We start from the raw sequence: 17893 nt of genomic DNA, 5'->3' as shown, positions 1-17893 counted from the left end.
TGGCGTGCGGGCGGCGCCCAGACGCCTCCAGAACAGAGGATCGACGATGTCCATGACGGAAGGACCCGACGCCACGCGCTTCGGGGAACTGGTGCGACTGCACACCCAGGGCCGCCATTTCCTGGATCGCGAGGAGGAGCGCCGTCTGCTTGAGGATGGCGTGACGCGCTATCGCCTGCGGCTGGAGGAAGCGCGCGGGATCGTCCGTGCCGCGGCGGCCGAGGGGGACATGTCGCTCGAGCATGAGGTGAATGCCTCGGCCGTGCAGCTGCTCAAGACCATGGCGGACCGTCGCCAGCGCATCGCGCGCCGGGACTTCGACAAGGTGGTGGCCTTCTATCGCGCGCGCGCCGGGCGCAACCTGACACCCACCGACGCGCAGCGCCGCGTCAAGCGGTTGATGGAGGAATCGGACCTCAAGCCTGCTCGCAGCGGCCGCATCCTGCGCACGCGGCGTTGGTACCGCCAGATCGCCGAGTGAGCGGGCCCGCCCGGTTCGACCATCGCGTTGCGGAGAGACAGCCATGGACTTCCTGATGGCACAGGAGATTGCGGCGCTGCCCACCGCGATCGGGGCGATCGTGTCCATCGGCGTGCCGGTGCTGATCGCCATGACCGTCGGTGCGCTGATGTTCGCCGTCTTCACGCCGCAGGAGCTGGCGGCCAACAGCGTGATCGGTTCGGTCAAGTTCAGCTTCGTGGTCGAGGTCTATGCGGTGGTGGCCGCGCTGACGCTGGTCGGGTCATGGGACATCTACCGCACCTCACGCGACACGCTGCAGAAGGAAACCGGGGCGCTCTACATGCTGGCCCATGCCGTCGACACCTATGGCAATGCCGACCAGATGGAAGCGCGCCACGCGATGCGGGATGCGATCCGTGATTATGCCGAGGCGGTCGTGACGCATGACTGGCCGCGGATGATGCAGGGCGTCGGTCCGGGCAGTTCGGATGCCGCCTTCACGCGCCTGTCGCGCGCCTTCTTCGACACCGAGCCCGTCACCCAGGCGCAGCAGGCACTGGCGCAGAATACCGTGCAATGGGTGGCGCAGGTCGCCGAGGCGCGGATCGACCGGCTGTCCGTCGCGACCCGCACCATTTCGCTGCTGATCTGGGCGCTGATCATGACCGTCTCGGTCTCGGTGCTGGTGTTCCAGTGGTTCATCGGCAGCGGCAGCCAGACGGTCCACTACAGCATGGGGGCGGTGATCGCGATCATTGTCGGGGGAGTGCTGCTGGTTTCGCTCAAGCTCGCCTTCCCCTTCGTCGGCGACGATCCGCTGCTGTCGCCGCGCCCCTTCGTCCTGCTGATGGACATCCGCTAATGCGCGCTGCGGGTGCCGTGACGCCAGCGCTGCAGCGCGATCAGCAGCAGCAGGAAGATCCAGAAGCTGAGATGCGCCACCACCCAGGCCGACAGATGCGCGACATAGCCCACCAGCAGCGTGATCCAGCCTGCCAGGCTGATGAACGCCAGCAGCGCGCGCAGCCTGTTCCAGCCGCGCCAGAACCGCAGCGCAGCGACGCAGCCGAGCAGCAGGCTCGCGGCCGCCATCCATGCCGCGAGGATGACCGCCCAGCCGCCATCGCCGCGCAGCCCATCGGCGAGGGCCGCGACGGCGGCAGCCTGCGGCAGGGCGAAGCTGCGCAGGAAGTCCTGCATGCCGATGGACCAGGGCGAATTCTCAGCGAAGATCTGCCGCGGCAGGAACGCGTCGATATGTGGCGCGCCAACCAGCAACGCCGCCCCGCAGACGAGTCCGGCGAGCACGGCCGACATGTGGAAGACGGGCACCGCCTCGGCATCCGCGGGCGCCAGCAGGTTGAACTGCGCGGCCCCCAGGCGCATCGCGCCGAGGGCGATCAGCAGGGCCAACAGCACCGCCGCGGCATCGAGGGCAAACGCAATCGTCGTCTCAGACACGCTGGCCGCTCTCACTCCTGGTCGCCGCGCGCTGTAGCACGAATCGCTGTACCGGGCGTTATCGCCCTGGCCCTGGTTCCGCAGGCGGCCATCGCGCAGGGGGTGATCGAAAGGGGCCGCGCCATCGCCCTCGTACTGCCCGATGGGCGCTGCCTGCTGCGCAGCGTGACGCCGGAATCGCTTGCCGCGACGCGCAGCGCCGTTGCCCGCTCGGTGGAGGACAGCGGCGCGCTGATGCGCCGCGTCGCCGCCGACGCCGCCGCCGCGCGCTTCGCCCTGGCGCGGGAAAAGGTGCCGGCCTTCAGCGACTGGGCCTTCGACTGGGTGCAGTCCTACATCAATTCCTTCCGCATGCTCGGCGCCATGCTGCGCGGCGTCGCCGACAGCGCCGCCGGGGGCGACCTGGTGGAAGGCGACGCGCTGGTTCAGCGCATGGCAGGGCCAATGCGCCAGGCCTTCCACCAGCGCGTGCTTGCACCGTCGGGCCTCGCCGAGGGCCTGGCCGCCGATGCCGCCCATGCCGCGTCCCTGCTGGAACTGTTCTGGGCGCGGGGGCTGGCGGATGCCGTGCGGCCCATCATCGAGGCTCGCGCCGCGCCGCCCGGGCCAGCCGCGCCGAGGCTCGACCTGGCCGTTGCGGTCCGTGGCCTCGCGGCCGAACTCGCGCCGCTGGGCGGCAGTGCGACCGGCGGCGGGGGGGCGGAACCCGGTTCCGATCCGACCTCCGTCTTCGTCCATTCCATGCGCCCCATGGCCGCGCGGCTCAGCGCCGTCGCCCTGCGCGCCAGCGAGGCCGGCTCGCTGCTGGCCGCAGGTGGCGCGGTGGGCTTCGCGGTGGGCGGCGCACCGGGCCTCGTGCTCGGCACGGCCGGTGGCGTCGGGCTCTATTGGACGATTGACTGGGGTCTGAACCGCGTGGATGCCGCGCTGAACCGCAGCGACTTCGAAGCCAAGGCCTTGCAGGCGATAGACCGTGCCGAGGCCGCCTCGATCCAGGCGCTCGAAGCCGCGGCGCGCGCGGCGCTGCTGGCCCGCCAGCCTGCCATCGACCCGCGGATCACCGGCTGCCCGCCGGCGGCCGGAGGGCGGTGACGTGCATTTCGACTGGAAGGCCGGGCTGGCTCGCGTGCTGTTCAGCCTGTTCGTGGTCTTCGCGGTCTACAACCCGAGTGGCCGGTCCTACTGGCATTGGCTGTGGGACGGGCACGGCCATTTCTGGCCAAAGCTCACCGTCGGGCTGCTGCTGCTGATGGTCCATGCCGCCATCCTCGGGACCCTGTTCGGCGCATTGGGCAGGAAGGGCGTGGCACTGGTGACGATTGCCGTGCTCTGCGCCTGGGTGACCGTCGCCCAGTTGACCGACCTGAACAGCCTGAGCCTCGAAGGCCTCGCGATCATGCCGCTCGGCGTGCTCAGCCTGGTCTATGCGGCCGGCCTGTGCTGGTCGCTGCTTCATCATCGCCTGGCAGGCATCACCCATGTCGAGATCCTGAAGTGACGATCCAGCAGAGCCCAGCGACGCCCAGCGTCGCCGATACCTTCGTCGTCTCATGCATCGATCCGCGCTTTGTCGAGGAACCGGCGCAATTGCTGCGCGCGCTCGGCCGCGCCGGGCGCTACAGCGAGATGCGCATCGCCGGCGCTGCCCTTGCCGCGGTCAACCCAGCCCAGCCGGCCTGGAGCACGGCGCTGTGGGACAATCTGGCCGCGTCGCGCCAGTTGCATGGCGTCCGCCGCGTGACCTTCCTCAATCATCGCGACTGCGGTGCGGTGAACGCCTGGGCCGGGCGCAAGCTGTCGGCCAACCCGGCGGATGAACTGGCTGTCCATGCCGACCTGCTGAACCGCGCCGCCGCCGAGGTGCGCCGCCGCCACCCCGACATGGAGGTGGAGATCACACTGATGGACCTGGACGGTGCGGTGCAGGTGCTGCCCTGCCAGCATTGCGCGCCGCAAGGCCTGCGGGCCGAGGCGGTCGAGGCACCGCTGGCCGCGCAGCGCAATCCCAAGGCGTTCGCGGAACTCGTGCGGCTGCGCACCGCCCATGGCGCGCAGCCCGATCCGGCGCAGGAACGCGCCTTGCTCGCGACCGGCGTCCGCGAGCACGGCCTGACCGCCGAGGAGGCGCGGCAGATCCGCGCCCGCCATGGCGGCCCTGGTGGCGCGGCGGCCGAACGCGACGTCGCTGCCTACCTCTCGACCCGCGCCGACAAGCGTGGGCGCATCGGCAGCGCCGACGTGACGGCCGGCGCACAGCTCTATCGCCGCCTGTCGGGCGGCGCGTTGCGTGAACAGGATGCGCGTGTGCGCACCGTGCGCATCGCGTTTGGCGCCGGGCTCGAACCGCGGGCGGAGGGCTTTTGGCCGTTCCGCACGCAAGGCTGGTTCAACCGTCACCTGGCCTAGTGCGCGCCGCTTCGCATAGCCGGGTGCGGTGTTCGATGTAGGCGTCGCGCGCGGCCTCGAACGCCGTGCCAGGCGGTGGCGGTGGGTCGAAGCCGCGCGCCATGGCCAGCGCCGCGAATTCGCTTACCACTTCGATGATGATCAGGGTGCCGATCGAGGGAATGGCGCCGACGAACGGCACGGTCAACAGATAGATGTAGGCATTGGAGGCGACCATGTCGGCAGCCCCGTCGCGGGCCGTGCGCGGCCCGATGAGCGGCAGCACGAAATACGGCCCGGATGCAACGCCGCGCACGCACAGCGCCACTCCGATATCGATCATCGGAACGTCGATGCCGTATTCCGTCGCGCGATCGACATAGCCACCATAGCCGGCGAGCAGGTTGGTCGCGACCCGGCGCATCTGGCGCCCGGCGAGGTCGTAGCGGCCGGTGATGGCGTGGCCGACGGCGCTGACCGGTTCGTTCACCGTGGTCTGCACGATGTTGAGCAGACCGGCCTGCACCGCGTCCGGCAGGCGCAGGTAATCGGGGACCGCATCGATCAATGCGGCCGCGGCTTCCTCGAAATCGTTGTTGATGCTGAACATGGCCCGGTTGAACCGGTCCAGCCAGGAGGCATCCTCCTGCGCAAGCGCCGGCATTGGCGCGCAAAGCAGCGCCGCCGCCAGCAACCGCTGGATCAGGGTCATGCGTTGGCGGTCGTCAGCCTGGCGCCGGACCGCAGCGCGGCCTCGGATACGCAATGCAGCACCTTCACCAGGCGCCGGTTGTCAAAGAAGCTGAGCATGAAGGCATTCTCGGCAAAGGCATCGCGGAGGTAGTGGCCGCTGGGGTTCGGGCAGCCCGCGTAGGAGAAGCGCAGGAATTGCACGAACAGCAGGGAACGCACGAAATGCACGGCGGTCAGCTGGCGCAGCACGATCTCGCTTTCCATCTCCCGTTCGAGATGGAAGGCCAAGTTGATCAGGGTGAAGAACAGCCCTCGGCGCTGCAGGACAACGCGGTCCTGATACACGCTGATGCAGCCGCCGATCCCACGGATGCGCATGAGGGGCCGATCTGCCCCACCGCCTGCCATGCAAGACCACTCCCGCGATGCGGATAAGGGGCGCCGCCGATGCGCGACCCCGTGGCCATTCTGGCAGTAATTCCTTTACCAGATGTTTACGCGCGCGGGCCAGCCCGAAGCGGCCCCCCCTGGACAGCGCCCGGAAGCCGCCCGACCATGGCCATAACGGGCAGGGGAACGTGGCGATGGCGCGGCGCAGCAAGGTCGTGGCGAATTTCGATGAGGCGGTGGCGGGCATTCAGGATGGATCGACCATTGCCTTCGGCGGGTTCGCCCTGCCGGGTTCGCCATTCAACCTGACGGCCGCCCTGCTCCGGCAGGGTGCCAAGCGGCTGGTCTGCGTCGGCAACACCACGGGTGGACCGCGCAAGCCGCGCAATCCGGATATCGGCATGCTGGTGGAGAACGGGCAGGTCGCGAAGGTGATCTGTTCCTTCACCGCCGCGCCGCGCGCGTCGGATGTGCTGCCTTTCACGCCTTATTACGAACGTGGCGAAGTGGATGCCGAGACGGTGCCGCAGGGCACGCTGGCCGAGCGCCTACGCGCCGCCGGCGCCGGCATTCCCGCCTTCTACACGCCGACCGCGGTGGGTACCGAACTCGCCGAGGGCCGCGAGACGCGCGTGATCAACGGGCGCGAATACCTGCTGGAATTTGCGCTGCCCTGCGATGTCGCGCTGCTGCGCTGCTACCAGGCGGATGAGGCCGGCAACCTCCGCTTCCGCCGCGCCCAGCGCAATTTCGGGCCAATCATGGCGATGGCGTCCAAGCTGGTGATCGTCGAGGTCGAGGAACCCATCCTGCCCGCCGGCGCGATCGACCCCGACGACGTCCATACACCGGGCATCATCGTGCATCGCCTGGTTCACATCCCGCCCGCGCCCGATGCGATCTGGCCGACGCTGAAGGAATCCCGCTGATGCCCTGGTCCCGCACCCAGATCGCCGACCGCTTGGCGCGCGAGTTCCAGGATGGCTGGATCGTGAACCTCGGCGTCGGCATGCCGACGCTGATCACGGATGTGCCGCTCGGTGACCGTGCGGTGTTCTTCCATGCCGAGAATGGCGTCATCGGCTTCGGCCCGGTGGCGCCCGAGGGCCAGGAAGACATCCACCTGGTGGATGCCAGCCGCCGCTACGTCACGCTGCCGCCGGGGGCATCCATCGTCGATCACGCGGACAGTTTTGCGCTGATCCGCAGCGGCCGCATCGATGTGACCGTGCTCGGCAGCTACGAGGCCGCGGCCAATGGCGATTTCGCCAACTGGAAGACCAAGGGGTCCAAGGGTGGCGTGATCGGTGGCGCGATGGACCTCGCGGCCTGTGCGAAGAACGTGTTCCTGATGATGGAGCATCGCACGCGGGACGGTTCGCCGCGCCTGCTCGCCACCTGTTCGCTGCCCGTCACGGCGCGGGGCGTGGTCAAGCTGGTGGCGACCGATCTCGGCCTGTTCGCGCCCGGCGGCGACGCCTTCATCGTGCGCGACCTGGCACCCGGCGTGTCGATCGACGAAGTGCGCGCCGCCACGGCGGCCCCGGTCAAGGAATGACATCGATGCATATCGACTACTATGCCTCGCTGAACTCCCCCTGGACGCATCTGGGTGCGGCGCGGATCGAGGCACTGGCGGCCCAGCACGGTGCTACGCTGCGCATCTTCCCGGTGGATTTCGGCACGATATTCGCGGGGTCCGGCGGGCTGCCGCTGCCCAAGCGCTCGCCCCAGCGCCAGGCGTATCGGTTGCAGGAGCTGGCACGGTGGCGGGACGCGCTGGGCATCCCGATCACCACCCATCCGAAGCATTTTCCGCACAATGAATTGCCCGCCGCGTCCTGCGTCATCGCGGTGCGCGAGACGATAGGCGACGCGCCGGCCATCGCCCTGGCGCATCGCGTGCTGAAGGCGCTGTGGGAGGAGGAGCAGAACCCCGCCGATCCGGCGACTCTCGCCTCGCTGATCCGCGACGTGGGGCTGGACGCGGACACGGTCGTGGCGCTCGGCTCCGATCCGCGCTGGGCGGATCGCCGGGCGGCGGATACCGCCGCGGCACTCGAACGCGGCGTGTTCGGCGCGCCTTGCTATGTGATCGGCGACGACATCTTCTGGGGCCAGGACAGGCTCGACTTCGTGGCCAGGCGTCTGGCGCGGGGGTAACACCCGTCGCATCATGCCGGGGCCAACCACCGGGGGCCCCGCATGACCGACCTTCCCGCCCTGCGCCGTACCGCGCTCGACTGGATCACCGCCAATGAAGGGCGGATGTCCGCCTTCAACGAGCGCATCTGGAACTTCGCCGAACCCGCCTGGCGCGAATACAAATCCGCCGCGGCCTATGTGGACCTGCTCCGCGCCGAGGGCTTCGAGGTCGAGGCCGGGTCCGGCGACATGCCGACCGCCTTCTGCGCCCGCTGGGGCAAGGGTGGGCCGCTGCTCGCCTCCTTCTCCGAATACGATGCGGTGCCGGGCAACTGCCAGGCGGTGGTGCCGCGGCGGGAACCGCGCCCGGGGATGCACCCCTATGCGGCGGGGCACACGGATCCGCATTCCTCGCTCGGCACGGCGGCGCTGACCTCCATCCTGGCTGCCAAGGCGGCGTTGGAATCCTCCGGCACGCCGGGCCGCCTGGTGCTGTTCGGCGAACCGGCGGAGAAGGTCTGCGGGTCGAAGCCCGTCCATGCGGCGAAGGGGTATTACGACGGGCTGGATGCGGCGGTCGTCTATCATCCGCACATGCAGAACACGGTGACGGCGGAGACGCAGTTCGGCGCCTATTGGTCCTGCATCGTCACCTTCACCTGCGACAATCCGGAATCCTGGATCGACAAGTCGCTGCTGCCGATCCGCGATGTCGGCCACGCCGCCGCCCGCGCGCCCGGTGCGACCGACGCGCTGTGCCTGATGTACACCACGACGAAATACACCAAGGAGGCGATGTTCCCCCACGCTGGTGCGTGGACGCTGAATGAATTCATCATGCATGGCGGGGATGCGACCTCCGACAACCTCGCGCCGCGCTTCACACAGATCCAGTTCTCCTGGCGCACGCCGTCGCTGCCGATGGCGCAGCAGATCGCCAATGTGCTGATGGCCAATGCGCGATCGGCGGCGGCCGCGACCGCCTGCACGGCGCATTGGCGCTGGGTGACCAAGACGCGCGTCGGCCTGGCCAATACCGTGCTGACGGATGCGACCTGGGCAAACCTGCAGGAGGTCGGTCCGCCGGTCTATGGCGATGCAGCGAAGGCCTTCGCGCGGGAGATCCAGTCGGGACTGGGCCTGGCGCCCATGGACGATCCCTTCGCGGCGGCCAATACGAAATTATCCACGCCCGCGGAATTCGAAGCCGGGATGCGCCACTTCCTGCCGCCCTGGCAGATGCACCTGTCGGCCGACGACTATGTCGAATTCTGCTGGCATTGCCCGACGGTGCGGCTGCTGACCGCGCGCCCGCGCCTGCGTGTGCCGGATGCGGATTTCGATTATCCGACGTGGTCGTACAATGCGCTGGGCGGACTGCCGGCGGCGATCGACCCGGGCATGTTCGTCGCGGCCAAGACCATGGCGCTGACGCTGGTGGACCTCGCGGCCAAGCCTGGCCTGCTGGACGCCGCGCAGACGGAATGGCGGGAGCGCACGGGCGGTGGCGTCGGCGGGTCGCGCTGGGCGCCGCCCTTGCTCGACAAGGACTTCGTCCCACCCGTCGATCTGCGCTGGCCGGAATATGTCAGCACCGCGCGCGGCGATGAATGGTGCGTGCCGACGCCCTTCGCGGGAATCGGTGCGGGCGAGCAACTCTAGCCTTTCGCTTTTTTTTTCATCTTCACCCGATCAGGCGATTCCACCCGATCGGGATCTGCTCCAGGGAAGACCGCGCCTGGCCGGAAGCAGTCAGGCGCGTGAAGATGCTCACTCAAACACAAGGCTGGAGCGGCTTGCGCGAGCACAAGCGAACGTAAGCCCCTTCAACCCGCCGCGTAGGCCGCCGCGCCATGCCCTGCCGCGCGACCTGTCGCGAAACAGCCCTGTAACAGGTAGCCTCCGGTCGGCGCTTCCCAATCCAGCATCTCGCCACAGGCGAAGATGCCGGGATGCCGCCGCAGCATCAGCCGGTTGTCCACTTCGCTCCAGGCCAGCCCGCCCGCCGAGGAAATCGCGCGCGCGATGGGGAAAGGGGCGGTCAACGTGACCGGCAGCGCCTTGACCAGGGTCGCAAGGTCATCGCGCGTCGCGCCGGCACGCAGGGCCTCCTGCACCAATGCGATGGCAACCGGCGAGAGGCCACCCGCCCGCCGCAGGTGGTTCGACAGCGAGACCGCGCCCGGTCGCGCACCAAGCCTGTGGGCCAGTTCCCCCTGCGTCACGTCCGGCCGAAGGTCGATCCGCAGCGTCGCGCTGCCCTGCGCCGCGATGGCATCGCGCAGCGGCGCGGATAGCGCATAGACGGCCCCGCCCTCGATGCCGCGTTCCGCCAGAACCGCCTCGCCACGGATCGTGGCGCCACCGAATGTCAGCGCGATCCGCTTCAGCGGCGTGCCCGCGAAGCGCGCACGTAGATGGTCGGACCAGCTTACTTCGAAGCCCATGTTCGACGGACGCAGCGGCACCATCGCGCAACCAGCCAGCAACGACGCCCAGCCGCCATCCGAACCGAGCCGCGGCCATGATGCCCCACCCAGCGCGAGCACCGTCGCGCGCGGCCATTCCAGCCGCGTGCCATCGGGCGTGTCGAAACGCAGTGCGCCGTCCTCGGCGAATCCCGTCCAGCGATGGCGCGTGAGCAGCGTGACACCCATCCCGGCGAGCCGCGCCAACCAGGCGCGCAGCAGCGGGGACGCCTTCATCGCCTTGGGGAACACCCGTCCCGAGGAACCGACGAAGGTTGCCTGGCCAAGACCTTCGCACCAGGCGATCAGCGCCTCCGGCGGGAAGGCGCGGATGAACGGTTCGAGCGACACCCGCGCCGCGCCGTAGCGGTCGAGGAATCGCTCCAGCGCTTCGGAATGCGTGAGGTTTAGCCCGCCGCGGCCGGCGATCAGCAATTTGCGCCCCGGCGATGGCATGTGGTCGAACACGGTAACGGCGGCACCTGATCCGGCCGCCGCCTCCGCGGCCATCAGCCCTGCGGGGCCGGCGCCGATGATCGCGACGCCCTGGCGATTCACATCTCCGCGCCCTTCGGCGCTGCCGTTGTCGGACGCGCTCAGGCGGCGCTCCGCTCAAGTAATTCGATCGAGATGTTCTCTGGCCCACGCAGGAAGGCGATGCGCACGCCGGGGCGGATCGTGTTGGGCTCCATGGTGAAGGTGACGCCCTTCGCCTTGAGGTCCGCCACCACCGCATCGATGCCGGTCACCGCCAGGCCGATATGTTCCAGCCCACGATAGGGCGCTGTCGGTGCATCGCCGGTGGTCGGCTCGGTGATCGGCGAGACGAAGATCGGCTGCCCGCCGAGGTTGAAGTCGATGCGCTGCGGGCTGCGCTTCAATTCGACGCCGAAGACGCGCTCGTAGAAGGCCGCGGTGGCCTCGATGTCGGGGCTGCGCAGATGGATATGGTCGAAGGTGAAGGCCATGCGGTGTCTCCCGGCTTGGTCAGATGGCGCGGCTGTCGCGCAGCGCCGCGCGCGCCGCGTCGTCGTAGCCGAGTTCGGCGAGGATGGCATCGGTGTCGGCGCCGAGTTCGCGCGGCGGCGTATCGATGCGCGGCCCCCCATGGGCAAAGCCGAAGGCCGCGACGGGCACGGCGAAGGGACCGGCCACGCCGGCCGCATCCTCGAAGCGATGCGTCAGGCCGCGCGCGGCCAGGTGCGGGTCGGACAGCGCCTCATCCATCCGCCGCACCCGGGCCGCCGGGACGTGTCGGGACTGCAGATACGCCTCCCACTCATCGGCGCTGCGGGTCAGCATGATCTCGCGCAGGGCGGCGGCTTCCTCGGCGCGCTGGGCGACGCGCTCCTCATTGCGCGCCTTGGCCATCTCCGGCCGGCCGAGTGCTGCCCACAGCCGCTTCTGCTGGCGCAGGTTGGATGCGCCGAGCATCACCATCCCGTCCTTCGTCGCATAGGCGGAATTGGTCGCGTATTCGTGTTCGTTGCCGCGCGGCCTGGCCGCCTTGCCCGTGCGCGAATGCGCGGTGACGTGGGATGCCATCATCATCATCGCCACATCCAGCATGGCGAGGTCGACGCGCTGGCCACGGCCGGTGCGTTCGCGTTGGAACAGTGCGGCAGACAATGCGAAGGCGCCCATGGTGCCGGTCGCGTAGTCGATCGCCGGCGCGCCGAGCTTGACCGGGCTGACCTCGGGCGTGCCGGTGCAGGCCATGATGCCCGATGTCGCCTGGATCACATGGTCATAGGCGGTCTGCCCGCCGCGCGGCCCGTCCTGCCCGAAGGCGGAGATCGAGCAGTAGATCAGCCGCGGGTTGATCGCCGACAGCACCTCATAGCCGAGGCCGAGGGTATCGAAGGCGCCGGGCCGGTAGTTCTCCACCAGCACATCGGCCTGCGCGATCAGGCGGCGGAAGACCTCGCGCGCCTCCGCCTGCTTCAGGTCGAGTGTCAGGGACCGCTTGTTCGATCCCTGGGTGAGGAAATAGGTGCCCATGCCGGCGCGGTTGAGGTCCCAGTCCGGCCCGGAGCCTCGGCTCTGGTCCGGATCGTCGGGATGCTCGACCTTGATCACCTCGGCGCCGAGCAGCGCGAGTTGATACGCCGCGAAAGGGCCGGCCAGCACATGCGTCGCATCGATGATGCGGATGCCTTCGAAGGGGCGGGTCATCAGCCGAGGCTCACATTGTTGCGGCGGATCAGCGTGCCCCAGAATTCGCGCTCGCGCACGATGTAGGCGCCGAATTCCGCGGGGGTCATGGGCTGGGCGACGGCGCCCTCGGTTTCCAGCCGCGCCGCGAAGGCCGGCTCGCCGAGGATGCGGTTGCAGGCCTCGTTCAGCCGCGCCACGAGCGGTGCGGGCGTGCTCGGCGGGGCGACGATGCCGTACCATTGAAGGGCGTTGAAGCCGGCCACGCCCTGGGATGCGATGGTCGGGATGTCCGGCGCACTCGGTAGCCGTTCCAGCGAGGAGATGCCAAGTGCCCGCATCTGCCCCGCGCGCACCGGTGGCAATGCCGGCGGGCCACCCGTCATCGTCAACTGGATGGTCCCCGAGATCAGGTCCGTCATCATCGGCCCGGTGCCGCGATAGGGCACATGGGTCATGTCGGTGCCCGTGGCCTCCATGAAGGCGACCATGGAGATATGCGCCGCACTGCCATTGCCCCCGCTGCCATAGGTGAGGATGCCCGGCTGGCGCTTGGCGAGTGCCACCAGCGAGGGCACGTCGGTCGCCTCCAGCCGGTTCGTCACCACCAGGAAGTTCGCCACATTCGCCACCAGCGCGACGGGCACGAAGGCGCCGATGTCGAAGGACAGGTTGCGGTACAGCGCGGGGTTCGCCGCCAGCGTGCCGATATGGCCCATCATCAGCGTGTTGCCGTCGGGCGCCGAGCGGAACACCTGCTCGGACCCCAGCGTGCCGCCGGCGCCGGGGCGATTGTCGATGATGAAGGGCTGGTTGAAGATTTCGCCGAGGCGCTGGCCCATCGCACGGGCGAGGATGTCGGTCGATCCGCCCGGGGTGAAGGGCACCACCAGCCGCACGGGACGTTCGGGCCAGGGCGCCTGAGCGCGGGCGATGGCGAAGGGGGCGAGGGTGGTGCCGGCAATGGCCGCGCGGCGGGTGAAACGGGTCATGGCGTTTCCTCGATCAGCACGCCGTCCGCGCGCAGCGTGTCTATCTCATCCGGTGCCAGGCCGGCCGCGGCCAGCACCGCCGCGCCATCGGCACCCAGGCGCGGGGCGGGCGGGCGTGGTGGTGCCACGCCGCCGGAAAAGCGGTTCGGCGCGCCGATCGCCCAAGTCGCGCCCTCGGTCGGGTGTTCCTCCTCCCGAACCATGCCGACTGCGCGCAGATGTGGGTCTTCGATCAATGAGCCGATGGTGTTGTAGGGGGAGGCCGGCACATCCGCGCGGTCGAAGATCTCAAGCCATTCCGCGGATGTCTTGGCGCCGAGCGAGGTGGCGCGGATGTGGAAGTATTCCTTGGTGTGCTGCACGCGCTGCGCCACCTTGGCGAAGCGCGGATCGGTCTTGAGTTCCGGCCGGCCGATTGCTTCGAAGAAGGCATGCGCCTGCGCGTCGGTGTTGGCCGAAATGCAGATGAAGCCGTCCTTGGTCGGCAGCGGCTTGCCATCCGGGCTCAGCACGCGATGGTCGCCGGGCGGCCCGAGCGCGGGGCGGAAGGACGCCGCGCCGAGATGTTCCTGCATGATGTAGGCCGCCATGTTCTCGAACATCGGCACTTCGATGGCTTCGCCCACGCCGGTCTTCTCGCGCCGGTAAAGCGCGAAGCCGATCATCTGCGCCGCGATCAGCCCGACGGTATGGTCGGCCACGAGGAACGGAACGTAGCGCGGCGAACCGGTGGAGGCCTCGAAGGTGCCGGCAACGCCGGACACGCCCTGGATGACAGTGTCGTAGGCCGGGCGGCCGGCATAGGGTCCGCCCGTGCCGAAGCCGGTGATCGAGCAATGGATCAGCCGCGGCACCGCCGCGCGCAGGGTCGCGGCATCGACACCGAGCCGCGCCTGCGCATCCGGGCGGATGTTTGTCACGAACACATCCATGGTCGCGGCCAGTCGCTTCAGCGCAGCGATTCCGGCGGGCTTCTTCAGGTCGATGGCGATCGACTTCTTGCCGCGGTTGAAGTTCATGAACTTGCCGTTCATGCCCGCCGATCGCCCCTTGCCCGCCAGCGAGCGCAGCAGGTCGCCGGTTGGCGGCGCTTCGATCTTGATGACCTCCGCGCCGTGTTCGCACAGGACATGCGTGCAGATCGGCCCGACCACGACGGCGGACAGGTCCAGCACGCGAATGCCATCGAGCGGGCCGCTCATGCGGTCCTCGTCTGGATGCGGATGGCCATTGCACCATCCTGCGTCTCGACCCACAGCGCCTGGCGGCCTTCGGCATCGGGCGCCTCGCCACACAGGAAGGCGGGACGATCGCAGAATACCGGCTGCATGGTGCGCGCCTCATAGGACCGGATCTGCTGGCCCGGCGTGCGGCGCAGCAGCGCCTCGAACAGGAACAGCGTGCTGACGCTGCCATTGACCACCAGCGCCGGATAGCCCTCCACGTCGCGCGCATAATCCGCGTCGTAGTGGATCCGGTGGCCGTTGAAGGCCAGCGCCGAGAAGCGGAACAGCACCACCGGGTCCGGCTTCCACGGGTCCCGCCAGGCGGCGTTCGGGACCGCCACGGGCTTCTCGACCGGGGCCGGCGCATTGCGCTTGGCTTCCAGATAGACGGTGTCCTGTTCCTCCACCGCCACCAGCCCATTCGGGCCGGTGATGCTGTGCCGTAGCATGACGAAGATCATCGCGCCGGAACGCCCGACCTTGGGCGTGATGGACGCGATCGCCGTCTCGCGTTCCAGCGTGTCGCCCACGCGCGGTGCGGCATGATAGGTCACCCGCCGCCCGCCCAGCATGCGGCGGGGCAGGGGTACGGGGGGCAGGAAATCCCCCTTCGCGGGATGCCCGTCCGGGCCGAGTTGCGATTGCGGCGCCGCGTCGTCGAACAGGATCGACAGCCAGTGGTTGGGCACCGGTGCGCCGCGGTCGAGTGCCACGTCGCCACGGTCGGTCAATGCCGCCATGCGGCGCACCAGCGGGGTCGCCATCTCATCGGCCACGCGCCGCGTGCGGCCGATCCAGGATTGCAGGGCGTCGGTCATGGGAATCCGTAGAGCCGGGCAGGGTTGTGCACCAGCACGCGCCGCAGCGCGGCCTCGTCGCCGAATTGCGGCAGCAGGTCCACCAGATCGGCCTCATCCGGTTCCCAGCGCACATTGGGGTGCGGCCAGTCGGTGCCCCACAGCGTGCGGTCGGGGGCGACCTCGATCAGCCTGCGCGCGAAGGGGATGGCATCGTGGAAGGGCGGCCCCTGCGCGGAGATGCGCTCGGACCCCGACACCTTCACCCACCAGTTCGGTGTCTTCAGCAGGTCGAGCAGGATGCGGAAGGGCGGCTGGTCCAGCCCGTCCTGCGCCGGCGGCCTGCCCATATGGTCGACCACCACGGGCAGGCGGAAGGAGCGGAACAGCGCCTCGAATTCCGGGATGTTCGCGGCATCCAGATGCAGCACCAGGTGCCAACCCATCTCCGCGATGCGGTCCGCCGTGCGCCGCACCAGGTCGAGATCCGGGATGCCGCCAAGGTGCTTCACGAAGCCGAAGCGCACGCCGCGCACGCCGCCATCGTGCAGCGCCCTGTATTCCGCGTCGCCGAAACTCTCATCCACCAGCGCCACGCCGCGCCAGGCGCCGTTGCTCGCCGCGATGCCATCCAGCATGGCCCGGTTGTCGGCCTTGTAGACGGAGGTCTGCACGATCACCGCGCGCTGCACGCCCAGCCGTGCATGCAGCGCCACCAGATCATCCCGGTTGCGTTCGGGCGGCGTGTAGGGCGCGCCGCGGGCGACGGGATAGCGGTCGAATGGCCCCCAGATATGCACATGCGTGTCGCAGGTGCCGGGTGGCAGCGTGAAATTCGGACGTCGTTCGGAAGCCATGGCCTCACACCGCCGGGAAATCGTACAGGCGCGCCGGCGTATCCGTCAGGATCTTCCGGCGCAGCACGGGATCGGTCGTCCAGTCGAGGAAGACGCGCAGCAGCCGCGCCGCATCCGGCCTGCCGCCATCCGGGCGCGGATGCGGCCAGTCCGTGCCCCACACCAGCGCATCCGGGTTGGCGGCGACCAGCGCATCGTGGAAAGGCTTGGCGTCAAGGTAGTCCGGCTTCACCGCGCCAAGGCGATAGGTGCCCGACAGCTTGGCCATGTAGCGACCGGTGCCGACGCCGCGCACCAGCGCCTGGAAGCCGGGGTCGTGCGTGCCGTGGCTGTGGTGCAGCCGCCCCATGTGATCGACGACGATCGGCACCGGCACTTTCGCGAGGCGCGGTTCCAGATCCGGCAGGTGACGCGCGTCGATCCACAATTGCAGATGCCAGCCGAGTTCGGCCATCACCGGGAAGAACGGCTCGATCTCCGCAAGCCGGACGCCGCCGTGATAAGCGGCGGCACCATCGCGCCGGTATTCATTCGCCCGCAGACCGCGGATGCCGTCGCGATGCATCGCACGCAGCGTGTCCGCCGTGGCCTCGGCCCCCACAACGGCGACGCCGCGCAGCTGGTCGGGCGCGCGCCTCAGCGCATCGAGAGTGCAGGCATTGTCGCGGTCATAGGCCGAGGGCTGCACGATGACGCCGCGGTCCAGCCCGAGCCGGTCGAGCAGCGCGAGGTAGTCCTCGAGCGTCTCGTCCTCCGGCGTATAGGACCGCGGCTCGGCATAGGGGAACCGCGCCGCCGGGCCGAAGATGTGGCAGTGGCAGTCGGTGGCGCCGGGCGGCGTCTCGCGCAGCCGGTCATCGGATGCGCTCATTCCGGCTTGATGTCCGCGGCGCGAACGGCGATGCGCGACTTCTCGAGATCCGCCGCGATGTAGGTCGCGAATCCCTCCGGCGTGGCGAGCGCGGTGGTCGCGGCCTCGCCACCCAGGGCCTGCATGCGGCTGCGGAAGTCCGGCTCGGCGACGATCGCCGCCATCGCCGCGCCCAGCGCGCGCATGGCCTCGGGCGGCGTGCCCGCCGTCGCCAGCAGCCCGACATAGGACCCTGCCGTGAAATCCGCGACGCCCTGTTCGATCATGGTCGGCACATCCGGCAGCGCCAGCAGGCGCGTGGCGGAGGCGATGGCAATGATGCGCGCCTTGCCGTCGCGATGCAGCGGCAGTGCGGTCGACAATTCGGTGAACAGCATCGGCAGGTTGCCGGCGAGGAAGTCCGGCACCGCTGCGCCGCCACCGCGATAGGGAATGTGCAGCAGTCGCGCGCCCGTCGCCGCCTTGAAGGATTCGAGCGAGAGATGCGTCGCGCTCGCCACGCCCGCAGTGCCGATGCCGATCCCTTCGCCGCCGGCGGCGCGCGATGCAGCAACGACATCGGCGACGGTCCGGTAGGGCGCCGCGGGCTGGATCGCCAGGCAATGCGGCACCTGCATCGCCATGCCGATCGGTGCGAAATCCTTCGCCGCGTCATAGGGCAGGCGCGCCTGTACCACCGGGTTGACGGATAGCGGCCCGTTCGATCCGATCAGCAGCGTGTAGCCATCGGGCCGCGCGCGGGCGACGGCCTCCGCGCCGATGCTGCCGCCGGCACCGGGGCGGTTTTCCACCACCACTGGCTGGCCGAGTTTCTCCTGCAGGCGCGGCTGGAGCGTGCGGCCGATGATGTCGGCATTGCCGCCGGCGGCGAAGGGAACCATGACGCGGATCGGGCGATCGGGCCAGCCCGCCTGCGCGCGCGCCTGGCCGGCGGCGAGAACTGCGGCACCTGCGGCCAGCGCCTGGCGGCGACTGAGCATCGGATCGTTCC

The 17893-nt window shown here is 69.3% G+C and carries 21 protein-coding genes; 9 read left to right on the top strand and 12 right to left on the bottom strand.

What is annotated here, in order from left to right; all coding sequences use genetic code 11:
• Positions 1-52 precede the first annotated feature (52 nt).
• Positions 53-481 (top strand): hypothetical protein, encoded by a 429-nt coding sequence (locus AAFN86_RS08405; RefSeq protein WP_347542840.1) that lies wholly within the window; start codon positions 53-55, stop codon positions 479-481.
• Between the two features lie 43 nt (positions 482-524).
• Positions 525-1325: a DUF4239 domain-containing protein gene (locus tag AAFN86_RS08400; protein WP_347542839.1), complete on the top strand. Its 801-nt coding sequence runs from the start codon at positions 525-527 to the stop codon at positions 1323-1325.
• Here the strand turns inward: AAFN86_RS08400 and AAFN86_RS08395 are convergent.
• Complete coding sequence (locus AAFN86_RS08395; RefSeq protein WP_347542838.1) at positions 1322-1924, bottom strand: hypothetical protein; 603 nt, start codon at positions 1922-1924, stop codon at positions 1322-1324. The two genes, AAFN86_RS08400 and AAFN86_RS08395, sit on opposite strands and share 4 nt — an antisense overlap.
• A 102-nt stretch (positions 1925-2026) precedes the next feature.
• Here AAFN86_RS08395 and AAFN86_RS08390 point away from each other — a divergent pair, with 102 nt between their 5' ends.
• The 3 genes from AAFN86_RS08390 to AAFN86_RS08380 are packed head-to-tail and all read left to right on the top strand — an operon-like array spanning position 2027 to position 4330.
• On the top strand, positions 2027-3016 hold the full coding sequence (locus AAFN86_RS08390) for a hypothetical protein (protein ID WP_347542837.1): 990 nt from the start codon (positions 2027-2029) through the stop codon (positions 3014-3016).
• Between the two features lies 1 nt (position 3017).
• On the top strand, positions 3018-3422 hold the full coding sequence (locus AAFN86_RS08385) for a DUF6524 family protein (protein ID WP_347542836.1): 405 nt from the start codon (positions 3018-3020) through the stop codon (positions 3420-3422).
• A complete protein-coding gene (locus AAFN86_RS08380) occupies positions 3419-4330 on the top strand; it encodes a hypothetical protein (RefSeq protein ID WP_347542835.1) in 912 nt (303 codons plus the stop codon). The genes AAFN86_RS08385 and AAFN86_RS08380 overlap by 4 nt, the downstream gene beginning before the upstream one ends.
• On the opposite strand, the gene AAFN86_RS08375 is transcribed toward AAFN86_RS08380, so the two are convergent.
• Both AAFN86_RS08375 and AAFN86_RS08370 read right to left on the bottom strand, forming a co-directional pair.
• Positions 4311-5021: an MlaA family lipoprotein gene (locus AAFN86_RS08375; RefSeq protein ID WP_347542834.1), complete on the bottom strand. Its 711-nt coding sequence runs from the start codon at positions 5019-5021 to the stop codon at positions 4311-4313. The genes AAFN86_RS08380 and AAFN86_RS08375 overlap by 20 nt on opposite strands.
• Positions 5018-5380 (bottom strand): hypothetical protein, encoded by a 363-nt coding sequence (locus AAFN86_RS08370; protein WP_347542833.1) that lies wholly within the window; start codon positions 5378-5380, stop codon positions 5018-5020. The genes AAFN86_RS08375 and AAFN86_RS08370 overlap by 4 nt, the downstream gene beginning before the upstream one ends.
• A gap of 206 nt (positions 5381-5586) precedes the next feature.
• Between AAFN86_RS08370 and AAFN86_RS08365 the strand changes: the two genes are divergently transcribed.
• From AAFN86_RS08365 to AAFN86_RS08350, 4 genes are read left to right on the top strand one after another with little or no spacing between them, the layout of a single operon-like run.
• Positions 5587-6321: a 3-oxoacid CoA-transferase subunit A gene (locus AAFN86_RS08365; RefSeq protein WP_347542832.1), complete on the top strand. Its 735-nt coding sequence runs from the start codon at positions 5587-5589 to the stop codon at positions 6319-6321.
• Positions 6321-6950, top strand: coding sequence for a CoA-transferase (locus AAFN86_RS08360; RefSeq protein ID WP_347542831.1), 630 nt, complete (start codon positions 6321-6323; stop codon positions 6948-6950). Before AAFN86_RS08365 ends, AAFN86_RS08360 begins: the two co-directional genes overlap by 1 nt.
• Positions 6951-6955: 5 nt before the next feature.
• Positions 6956-7555 carry a 2-hydroxychromene-2-carboxylate isomerase gene (locus AAFN86_RS08355; RefSeq protein WP_347542830.1) on the top strand — a complete coding sequence of 200 codons (600 nt, stop codon included), beginning with the start codon at positions 6956-6958 and terminating at the stop codon, positions 7553-7555.
• 42 nt (positions 7556-7597) lie between these two features.
• Positions 7598-9199: an amidohydrolase gene (locus tag AAFN86_RS08350; protein WP_347542829.1), complete on the top strand. Its 1602-nt coding sequence runs from the start codon at positions 7598-7600 to the stop codon at positions 9197-9199.
• A gap of 164 nt (positions 9200-9363) precedes the next feature.
• Here the strand turns inward: AAFN86_RS08350 and AAFN86_RS08345 are convergent, their stop codons facing one another.
• The 9 genes from AAFN86_RS08345 to AAFN86_RS08305 are packed head-to-tail and all read right to left on the bottom strand — an operon-like array spanning position 9364 to position 17882.
• The gene (locus AAFN86_RS08345; RefSeq protein WP_347542828.1) at positions 9364-10563 is read right to left on the bottom strand and encodes a TIGR03862 family flavoprotein; all 1200 of its coding nucleotides are present in this window, start codon (positions 10561-10563) and stop codon (positions 9364-9366) included.
• 38 nt (positions 10564-10601) lie between these two features.
• Entirely contained in the window at positions 10602-10973 is a 372-nt protein-coding gene (locus AAFN86_RS08340) for a VOC family protein (RefSeq protein WP_347542827.1), read from the bottom strand.
• A 19-nt stretch (positions 10974-10992) separates the two neighbouring features.
• The gene (locus tag AAFN86_RS08335; protein WP_347542826.1) at positions 10993-12180 is read right to left on the bottom strand and encodes a CaiB/BaiF CoA-transferase family protein; all 1188 of its coding nucleotides are present in this window, start codon (positions 12178-12180) and stop codon (positions 10993-10995) included.
• Complete coding sequence (locus AAFN86_RS08330) at positions 12180-13151, bottom strand: tripartite tricarboxylate transporter substrate binding protein (RefSeq protein WP_347542825.1); 972 nt, start codon at positions 13149-13151, stop codon at positions 12180-12182. The genes AAFN86_RS08335 and AAFN86_RS08330 overlap by 1 nt, the downstream gene beginning before the upstream one ends.
• Complete coding sequence (locus AAFN86_RS08325) at positions 13148-14353, bottom strand: CoA transferase (protein ID WP_347542824.1); 1206 nt, start codon at positions 14351-14353, stop codon at positions 13148-13150. Before AAFN86_RS08325 ends, AAFN86_RS08330 begins: the two co-directional genes overlap by 4 nt.
• Positions 14350-15195, bottom strand: a complete 846-nt coding sequence (locus AAFN86_RS08320; protein ID WP_347542823.1) for a MaoC family dehydratase N-terminal domain-containing protein — start codon at positions 15193-15195, stop codon at positions 14350-14352. Before AAFN86_RS08320 ends, AAFN86_RS08325 begins: the two co-directional genes overlap by 4 nt.
• Positions 15192-16031 carry an amidohydrolase family protein gene (locus AAFN86_RS08315; RefSeq protein WP_347542822.1) on the bottom strand — a complete coding sequence of 280 codons (840 nt, stop codon included), beginning with the start codon at positions 16029-16031 and terminating at the stop codon, positions 15192-15194. Before AAFN86_RS08315 ends, AAFN86_RS08320 begins: the two co-directional genes overlap by 4 nt.
• 4 nt (positions 16032-16035) lie before the next feature.
• A complete protein-coding gene (locus AAFN86_RS08310) occupies positions 16036-16902 on the bottom strand; it encodes an amidohydrolase family protein (protein ID WP_347542821.1) in 867 nt (288 codons plus the stop codon).
• Positions 16899-17882, bottom strand: a complete 984-nt coding sequence (locus AAFN86_RS08305) for a tripartite tricarboxylate transporter substrate-binding protein (protein WP_347542820.1) — start codon at positions 17880-17882, stop codon at positions 16899-16901. Before AAFN86_RS08305 ends, AAFN86_RS08310 begins: the two co-directional genes overlap by 4 nt.
• Positions 17883-17893 lie beyond the last annotated feature (11 nt).

It is taken from the genome of Roseomonas sp. CAU 1739, from assembly GCF_039839775.1.
GTDB lineage: Bacteria > Pseudomonadota > Alphaproteobacteria > Acetobacterales > Acetobacteraceae > Neoroseomonas.
This window is presented reverse-complemented; position numbering and strand designations above follow the sequence as displayed.

Coding starts and splice junctions, on each gene's coding strand:
- AAFN86_RS08405 (WP_347542840.1), top strand. CDS start 53: ATGACGGAAGGACCCGACGCCACGCGCTTCGGGGAACTGGTGCGACTG.
- AAFN86_RS08400 (WP_347542839.1), top strand. CDS start 525: ATGGACTTCCTGATGGCACAGGAGATTGCGGCGCTGCCCACCGCGATC.
- AAFN86_RS08375 (WP_347542834.1), bottom strand. CDS start 5,021: ATGACCCTGATCCAGCGGTTGCTGGCGGCGGCGCTGCTTTGCGCGCCA.
- AAFN86_RS08370 (WP_347542833.1), bottom strand. CDS start 5,380: ATGCGCATCCGTGGGATCGGCGGCTGCATCAGCGTGTATCAGGACCGC.
- AAFN86_RS08365 (WP_347542832.1), top strand. CDS start 5,587: ATGGCGCGGCGCAGCAAGGTCGTGGCGAATTTCGATGAGGCGGTGGCG.
- AAFN86_RS08360 (WP_347542831.1), top strand. CDS start 6,321: ATGCCCTGGTCCCGCACCCAGATCGCCGACCGCTTGGCGCGCGAGTTC.
- AAFN86_RS08355 (WP_347542830.1), top strand. CDS start 6,956: ATGCATATCGACTACTATGCCTCGCTGAACTCCCCCTGGACGCATCTG.
- AAFN86_RS08350 (WP_347542829.1), top strand. CDS start 7,598: ATGACCGACCTTCCCGCCCTGCGCCGTACCGCGCTCGACTGGATCACC.
- AAFN86_RS08340 (WP_347542827.1), bottom strand. CDS start 10,973: ATGGCCTTCACCTTCGACCATATCCATCTGCGCAGCCCCGACATCGAG.
- AAFN86_RS08335 (WP_347542826.1), bottom strand. CDS start 12,180: ATGACCCGCCCCTTCGAAGGCATCCGCATCATCGATGCGACGCATGTG.
- AAFN86_RS08330 (WP_347542825.1), bottom strand. CDS start 13,151: ATGACCCGTTTCACCCGCCGCGCGGCCATTGCCGGCACCACCCTCGCC.
- AAFN86_RS08325 (WP_347542824.1), bottom strand. CDS start 14,353: ATGAGCGGCCCGCTCGATGGCATTCGCGTGCTGGACCTGTCCGCCGTC.
- AAFN86_RS08320 (WP_347542823.1), bottom strand. CDS start 15,195: ATGACCGACGCCCTGCAATCCTGGATCGGCCGCACGCGGCGCGTGGCC.
- AAFN86_RS08315 (WP_347542822.1), bottom strand. CDS start 16,031: ATGGCTTCCGAACGACGTCCGAATTTCACGCTGCCACCCGGCACCTGC.
- AAFN86_RS08310 (WP_347542821.1), bottom strand. CDS start 16,902: ATGAGCGCATCCGATGACCGGCTGCGCGAGACGCCGCCCGGCGCCACC.
- AAFN86_RS08305 (WP_347542820.1), bottom strand. CDS start 17,882: ATGCTCAGTCGCCGCCAGGCGCTGGCCGCAGGTGCCGCAGTTCTCGCC.